Genomic DNA, 7,641 nt, shown 5'->3' with positions numbered 1-7,641 from the left:
GGCCACCCCGCCGACCGGCGGCACCATGCCGCCGTGGCGCAGCCTGCGCGCCGCAATGCGCGCCACGCAACGGAGGCATCTTCATGCATACGACACCATCCCCTGCCCGTCTCCACGGCGCGGCCCTGCTGCTGGCCGTCCTGCTGGTGCTTGCGGCGCTGCTGACGCCGCACGCCCCCGCCCATGCGGCAGACGCATCCGTACGCCAGAAACTGTCCGAAGAAAGCGTCATAGCGGGCGTGCTGGAGCGCGGCGTGCTGCGGGTGGGCTTTTCCACCTTCGTGCCGTGGGCCATGCAGGATATCAGCGGCAAGTTCATCGGCTTCGAGGTGGATGTGGCCACCCGACTGGCGGAAGACCTGGGCGTGAAGGTGGAATTCGTGCCCACCAAATGGTCTGGCATCATTCCGGCCCTGCTTACCGGCAAGTTCGACGTGATCATCGGCGGCATGAGTGTGAAGCCCGACCGCAATCTGAAGGTCAACTTCACCATTCCCTACGATTACGCGGGCATGGCCCTGATGGCCAACCGCGCCACGGCCAAAGGCTTCACCACGCTGGACGACTTCGACAAGCCCCAGGTGACCATAGCCGCGCGCACCGGCAGCACGGCGGCGGCGGCGGCGAAAAAGCGTTTCCCCCGGGCCACGCTGCGCCTGTTCGACGACGAGGCCCCGGCCATTCACGAAGTGTTGTCCGGACGCGCCCACGCCATGGTTTCCAGTGCGCCGTTGCCCGCCTTCGAAGTGCTGAAGAACCCGGACAGGCTGTTCCTGCCGGTGCCCGGCACCTTCACCAGCGAACCGGTGGCCTTTGCCGTGCGCAAGGGCGACGTGGACACCCTGAACGTGTTCGACAACTGGATTCGCCTGATGGAGGCCGAGGGCTGGCTGAAGGAACGCAAGCACTACTGGTTCGAAACCAACGAGTGGGAGGCGCGGCTGAAATAGCCCGCCGCCGCCACGCGACGCACCGGGCCTGTACATGAGGCCCGGCGCGCCGTGCGGCCTTTCACCCGCCGCATCACGCCACCTGCCACGCACCGGAGTGCCATGCGTCCCCGCCCGTTCCCGGCCCTGCCGCCGGAGCACAACGTTCCGGCCTTTCCTCCGCGTCTGGCGCGTCCTCCGCATCAGGAACACGGGGACGACGCCGCGCGCCTTGACCGCACGCCCGAAGCGCCCACCGCCGTGGAGGCCTTTCTGTCGCCCCCTGCGGCAAGGCGGCTGGACGCGATCCTGCTGGCCCTGCTGCTTTGCGCCGGGGCATGGCTGTACTGGCAGGCGGCTGGCCGCCTGGACTACCAGTGGAACTGGGGGGTGGTGTGGCAGTTTCTGCTGCGGCACGACACGCAACAGGTGGCGCAGGGGGTACAGGGAACGGCGGGAGGCTGGGTGCCGGGCACGCTGACCCAGGGGCTGCTGGTCACGCTGCGCCTGGGTTTTTGGTCCACCCTGCTGGCCCTGTGCATCGGCACCGGCATGGGCCTGCTGCGGGCCAGCCCGCGCCTGTTCCGACGCATGGTGGCGCGCACCTATGTGGAAGGGGTGCGCAACCTGCCGCCTCTGGTGCTGGTGTTCATCTTTCACTTCTTCGTGAGTTCGCAGTTCGCCCCGCTTCTGGCCGGGCTGTTCGCCCCCGTGACTGACGGCGTGGCGGACGCGCTGCCCCCCCAACTGTACCTGCCCATGCAGGACTGGCTGGCGCGGGCATCCTCCCTGCTGCTGGCGCCACCCGGCCAATTGCCGGTATTCCTTTCCGGGGTCGTGGTCCTCGGACTGTACGAGGGCGCCTACATCACCGAAATCGTGCGTGCCGGACTGGAAGGCGTGGAGCGCGGCCAGTGGGAGGCATCGGCCTCCACGGGGCTGACCCGGCGGCAGCAACTGCGCCACGTCATCCTGCCGCAAGCCTTTCGACTCATCGTGCCCCCGCTGGCCGGACAGTTCATCTCCACCATCAAGGATTCTGCCATTCTGTCGGTGATCTCCATCCGGGAGCTGACCTTTCAGGGCATGGAGCTGATGGCCGCCACCTACCTGACCTTCGAGATATGGCTCACGGTGGCGGCCCTGTACCTGGTGCTGACCTTTTCCTGCTCACTGGCGGCGCGCCATGTGGAACGGCGCCTGCGCCGGGCCATGTAGCCCGCACGCGGCGCCGTCCTGCCGCCCCGCCGTTGCCGCGGGGCCGTTCCTGAAGACCTAGGGATTGTCCGGTGGCTCCGCAGTGGGGGCCGCATCGGATGACGCCGGAGATTCAGGCACGCCCACGAAGCGGGAAAGCACCCGGCGCAGCGCCTGCACATCCACCGGTTTTTCGATGTAGTCGTCCATGCCCGCCGCCAGCAACCGTTCGCGGTCGCCTTCCATGGCATAGGCAGTCAGGGCGATGACCGGAACCCCTGCCCCGCCCGGCAGGTCCGTGGCCCCGCGGATGGCCGCCGTGGCTTGCAGGCCGTCCATGACCGGCATCTGCACGTCCATGAGCACCGCGTCGAAGCGCCCTTCCCGCAACGCCTTCAACGCCTCCGCGCCATTCCCAACGGCAAGGGCCTCGTACCCCAGCTTCTCCAGCATCCAGAGTACGGTCAGCCGGTTCACGTGGTCGTCTTCCACCAGCAGCAGACGCCCCTGGCGCACGGGCGGATCGGCCAGCCCGTTGCGCGTCGGCCCGGACTCGGGCATCCGGTCCGTTTCGGCCACGGGCAGGTACAACGTCACGGTGGTGCCGCGCCCCTCCGTGCTGGTCATGGATACCTCGCCCGCCATCAGGTCCACGATGCGCCGCACGATGGACAGCCCCAGACCGGCCCCGCCATGCCTGCGCGACACGGCGTCCTCCACCTGGGTGAACGGCTCGAAGATGGTGCCCAGCATGTCGCCGGGGATGCCGATGCCGGTATCCTCCACGGCAATGCACAGCGTGCCCCGCCCGCCCCGCGCGGCTGCCGGTTCGAAGCGGGCCAGCAGCCGCACGTACCCCTTGTCGGTAAACTTCACCGCATTGCCCACGATGTTCAGCAACATCTGGCGGATGCGCTGCGGATCGCCCAGCAGGGCACGCGGCACGCCGTCCGCAGCCGCCTCCAGCACGATGCCCTTGCGGTCCGCCTCCGGCCGCAGCACGACAAGCACATCTTGCGCCAGTGCCGCGAAATCGAACGGCTCTTCGCGAATGGCCAGCCGTCCCGACTCCACCCGGGCCAGATCCAGCAGGTCGCCCAGAAGCCGCGTCAGGTTGCTGCCCGCCGCGTGGGCCACCTGCACGTAGCCGCGCTGCTCCGGGTCGAGCGGGGTGGCGTCCAGCAGTTGCAGCATGCCCAGCACGCCGTTCATGGGGGTGCGCAGTTCGTGGCTCATGTTGGCCAGGAATGCGCTCTTGGCCTTGGTGGCGGACTCTGCCGCCTCGCGCGCGTTGATCAGTTCGAGTTCGGCGTTCTTCCGCTCGGTGATGTCCATGCCGTAGATGTTGGCGTAGCCGCCGTCGGCGATGGGGTTCACGGTCATGGCGTAGACGCGGTCGCAGCATTGGGCCTCGAAGGTATGCGGAATCCAGGTGCGCAAGGACTCGGCCACCACCCCGGCGAACGGTTCGGGGAAGGGGCCGCCCACCCGCGCGCCGGAGCAATTGAGAAACGCATCACTGGACCGGTTGGCGTGCAGCAGCACGAGATCCGGGTTGACCCGCATGACCGGGTTGGGATTTTCGCCGGGAAAGCGCGCGAGGTCGCGTATCTCCCGCTCCGCCCGCAGCCGCTCGCCGATGTCGCGCACGAAGACCAGCGCGCCATCCTGCGTCCCCATGCGGAAGGGCACGGCGGAGGTCTCGCCGTCCACCACCGTGCCGTCACGGCGCTGGATGCGCACGTGGCTCTGGGCCGCGGTGCGATGCTCCTCGTTCAACTGGCGGATGCGCTCGGTTACCTTTTCACGGTCTTCGGGATGGATGAAGTCCAGCACGGCGCGCCCCATGATCTCCTTGGGGTCACCCACGCCGAACAGCGCCATGGCTGCCGGGTTGGCGTAGGCGAACCGGCCCGCCTTCTGCAGGAATATGGCCTCGGGCGCGTTCTCCACCACCAGCCGGAAACGCGCTTCGCTTTCCGCCAGGCGGCGCTCGGAGGTCTTGCGGTCCTGAATGTCTTCCACCACCGAAATGAAATAGTCGGGCGTTCCGTCCGGCTTGCGCACCAGCGCCACGGTCAGGTTGATCCACACCGGCTCGCCGCTCTTGCGCAAGTAACGCTTCTCCAGGGTATACGTATCTATCTCGCCATCCAGCACGCGGTGCACCTGCGCAAGGTCGGTATCAAGGTGTTCCGGATGGGTGATGTCCTGAAAGCGCAGGGCAAGCAGTTCTTCCGGCGTGTACCCCACGATGGCGCACAGCCTGCCATTTACTCGCAGCCAGCGCCCGTCCGTGCCCACCAGCGCGATGCCCACGGCCGCCTGCTCGAAGGTGGCGCGAAAGCGCGTCTCGCTTTCGTCCAGTTCGGCCCTGTGCCGGGCCCGTTCCATGAGTTGCCCGTGCACATTGGCCAGCAGTTCTCCCGCCGTGAAGGGCTTCTGGATGAAGCCCTGCACCGCGCCGCGCAGCAGATGCGCGCGCAGTTCGTCGTCGGCCTTGGCCGTCAGCATCAGCACAGGCACGTCGGCCATGCCGGGGTAGCGGCGCATCTGCTCCACCATGCGCTGGCCATCCACGCGGGGCATCATCACGTCGCACACGATGAGGTCTGGCCGCAGGTCCAGCGCCTTGCGCAATCCCTCTTCGCCGTCGTAGGCCCTGGCCACGGCATATTGCGGCCGCAGGATGCCCGCAATGTGATCGCTCATGTCGTGGTTGTCCTCGACCACCAGCACCAGTGCGTCCCCGTGGCCGTCGGGAAGTTCGTCCGCCGCCCCTGTCGCCGCGCAGGCCCACCCCGCCGCAGAGGCATGCAGGGACGCGGAGAGACCTGGCGAATCCGCGGCGGCCACTTCCGTGCCCGGCGGCGCGGCAAGAGGCAGCCGCACCCGGAACAGCGCCCCCCCTTCCGCGCCCCGGCCCACGCTGGCCTGCCCGCCGTGCAATTCCGAAAACTCCTTGACGATGGCGAGGCCAAGCCCCGTGCCGCCATGCAGCCCTCGCTCCCCCTCCCCGCTCTGCTGGAACCTTTCGAAGACGGCATCGCGCAGGTTTTGCGGGATCCCGGGGCCATCATCGCTCACGGCAAGCGTTGCGTGGCCGTCGCCCGCTTCAAGCGACACTGCCACGCGGCCCCCGTCCGACGTGAACTTGAAGGCGTTGGCGAGCAGATTGAGCAGGATACGGCGGAACTTGTCCGGGTCCACCTGCGCCGACAGGCGCAGCGGCACCTGCACCGCGTATCGCATGCCCCGTTGCTCCGCCATGGTTTCGAAGTAGGCGCACGTGGAGCGCACCAGCGCCGCAAGGTCTACCTCGGCGTAGCACATCAGCATGGAACCCGCATCGACGCGCGACAGGTCGAGCAGGTCGTCCATGTGGCGGTGCAGCAGCCGGGCGTTGCGCAGCATGGACCCGAACACGCGCTGACGGTCGTCGTCCTCTGGCGTTTCGCCCAGCAGGCGTTCCAGCGGCCCCAGCAGCAGCGTGAGCGGCGTGCGCAGTTCGTGGCTGATGTTGGCGAAGAAGCGGGTCTTCAACTCGTCGAGTTCGCGTGTCTTCTCGTACAGGGCCGTCAGTTCGGCATTGGCCTCCACGAGGTTGGCGTTGGCCTCGCGGATGCGGTCGTGTGCGGCGCGTTGCGCCTCCAGGGCCTTGCCCGCGCGGTGGGTGGATTCGCGCAGGCGCTGCTGCAGCAGGCTGAACATGAACCCCATGCCCAGGAACATGGCCACGGCGACCAGGCTCATGGGCTCCGGCACCTCAAAGGATAATTGGGAAGGAATAAAGAAGAACACCACGATGCCCGCCGACAGTACCGTGGCCAGCAGGCCCCCGACCATGCCGCCCGCCCAGGAACTGAAAAACACCGCCGGGTAGAACAGAAACCACACATAGGGGCGGATGTAGCCCCACAGCGCCCATTGCAGCGCCAGCGCCACAAAGGGAATGACGAGCGCCGCGAGCAGGCCGTGGGGCGATACGGGGGGGGCCTTGCCGAATGATGGCGTGATGCCTGGTTCGGAGGAAGAATCGGGAACAGGCGGAACGACGGATGGCGTGGCGGACATCGGGCCTCCTTCAGTCGGCAATGCCCGAAGCTAGCTCCCGGAAAATCCGCCCACAATTATTACTCTGCCGGCCCGGCCATGCCTGCCCGCATGGGCGATGCGGGACGATGCAAAGGGCACCAGGAGCGGCCCGGGAGGAAGCACCGCCCATGAGCCCTGAACAAAGGGCATCCGAAGGCTGGCGACGATTATCTGGTGGTCGCCCCCGTGGCCGCGCTCGCCCCGGCGGCAGCCTTTCCGTCCGGGTGCCCGGCCCCGGCGGCATCGGCTGTAGCGGGCCTGGCCGGTGCGGTGGACTTCACACGGGCCGCTGACGTCTTGGCAGAGGGCGACTGCGTCTTGACAGAAGACGACTGCGTCTTGACAGAGGGCGACTGCGTCTTGACAGAGGGTGACTGCGTCTTGGCGGGGGCCGCCACCTTGTCCGCCAGGGCCAGGATGGTGTTGGCGTAGGCCGCGCTGTTGTTGTAGCGCTTCAGCACGTTGTAGCGCGCATCGCGCCGCATGCCGGGCTGCCAGCCGTGCCTGTCGAGATAGTTGGACAGGCTGAACACCGCGTCCCCCACCGTGTACAGGTCCACGCGGCCATCTCCGTCACCGTCAACGCCGTAGGCCGGGATATTGGTGGGCATGAACTGGCAGATGCCCACGGCTCCGTAGATGGAGCCGGGCATGGTCAGCGGATCCTGCCCCAGCGCGTCGGCGTGGCGGATGAGGGCCTTCAGCTCCTGGTAGGCCCAGTCCGACTTCTGGCGCATGCGCAGCGAAATCCAGTCCAGGTTGCCGTCCGCACCGGGCAGCGCGGCGATGTAGTCGGGCACCATGTCCGGGCTGTCCGCAGCGGCCATGGCGGCCAGGTTGCGGAAGGCGTTGCCCTTGCCCAGGGCCGTGCCCAGGCGCGTTTCCACGAACAGCAGCGACACGGCCACCTCGCGCGGCACGCCGTAGCGCGATTCCGCCAGCGAGAACCAGCGGGCGTTTTCCGTCAGGAAGGCGCGGCATTTGGCCGCGTTCTCGTCGGTGACCACACCGGGGTACATGGGCGGGCGCACGGGCCTGGGTTTCTGGCCGGGCGGGGCGGGTTGCGGCGCAGGGCGCAGGAACTTGGTGGTGTACAGCTCCTTGACCTTGCGGCCCATGGGGTCTGGTGAAACCGCATCGCCCAGTCGGACGAACAGTGCGTCGATGCGCCCGCCGGACACGCCGTCAGCAGCCAGGCGGCCCAGCAGGGGGTTCCAGCAGGCGGCGGGGCTGTCGGAGGCAAGCGGCTTTTCGGGGGGGCGAACGGCGGCTTCCACACGCACCTCGCCGGGGTGCGGCGTGATGGCCGTGCTTTCCGGCGCGGCAGCCTGCCGGGTGCCGCTGCACCCCGTCATCAGCAGGGCGCACAGCGCGGCGGAAGCCAGCGCGCGCCACAGGGCCGCTCGGCGGAACCGGGCGC

4 protein-coding genes are annotated in these 7,641 nt (G+C 68.0%); 2 read left to right on the top strand and 2 right to left on the bottom strand.

From position 1 onward, the window contains the following. Window positions 1–83 precede the first annotated feature (83 nt). A complete protein-coding gene (locus tag FVW20_RS03220; protein WP_196608274.1) occupies window positions 84–950 on the top strand; it encodes a transporter substrate-binding domain-containing protein in 867 nt (288 codons plus the stop codon). 102 nt (window positions 951–1,052) lie between these two features. Continuing rightward, window positions 1,053–2,147, top strand: a complete 1,095-nt coding sequence (locus FVW20_RS03215) for an amino acid ABC transporter permease (protein WP_196608273.1) — start codon at window positions 1,053–1,055, stop codon at window positions 2,145–2,147. Window positions 2,148–2,204: 57 nt separating this feature from the next. Here the strand turns inward: FVW20_RS03215 and FVW20_RS03210 are convergent, their stop codons facing one another. After that, on the bottom strand, window positions 2,205–6,200 hold the full coding sequence (locus FVW20_RS03210; protein ID WP_196608272.1) for an ATP-binding protein: 3,996 nt from the start codon (window positions 6,198–6,200) through the stop codon (window positions 2,205–2,207). Window positions 6,201–6,388: 188 nt separating this feature from the next. Then, window positions 6,389–7,641 (bottom strand): lytic murein transglycosylase (locus FVW20_RS03205; protein ID WP_196608271.1); only part of this gene is annotated, 1,253 nt, incomplete at its 5' end.

The organism is Nitratidesulfovibrio oxamicus (assembly GCF_015731765.1).
Classification (GTDB): Bacteria; Desulfobacterota; Desulfovibrionia; order Desulfovibrionales; family Desulfovibrionaceae; genus Cupidesulfovibrio; species Cupidesulfovibrio oxamicus.
This window is presented reverse-complemented; position numbering and strand designations above follow the sequence as displayed.

Excerpts from the sequence above, each read along its gene's own strand:
- FVW20_RS03220 (WP_196608274.1), top strand. The coding sequence starts at position 84 with ATGCATACGACACCATCCCCTGCCCGTCTCCACGGCGCGGCCCTGCTG.
- FVW20_RS03215 (WP_196608273.1), top strand. The coding sequence starts at position 1,053 with ATGCGTCCCCGCCCGTTCCCGGCCCTGCCGCCGGAGCACAACGTTCCG.
- FVW20_RS03210 (WP_196608272.1), bottom strand. The coding sequence starts at position 6,200 with ATGTCCGCCACGCCATCCGTCGTTCCGCCTGTTCCCGATTCTTCCTCC.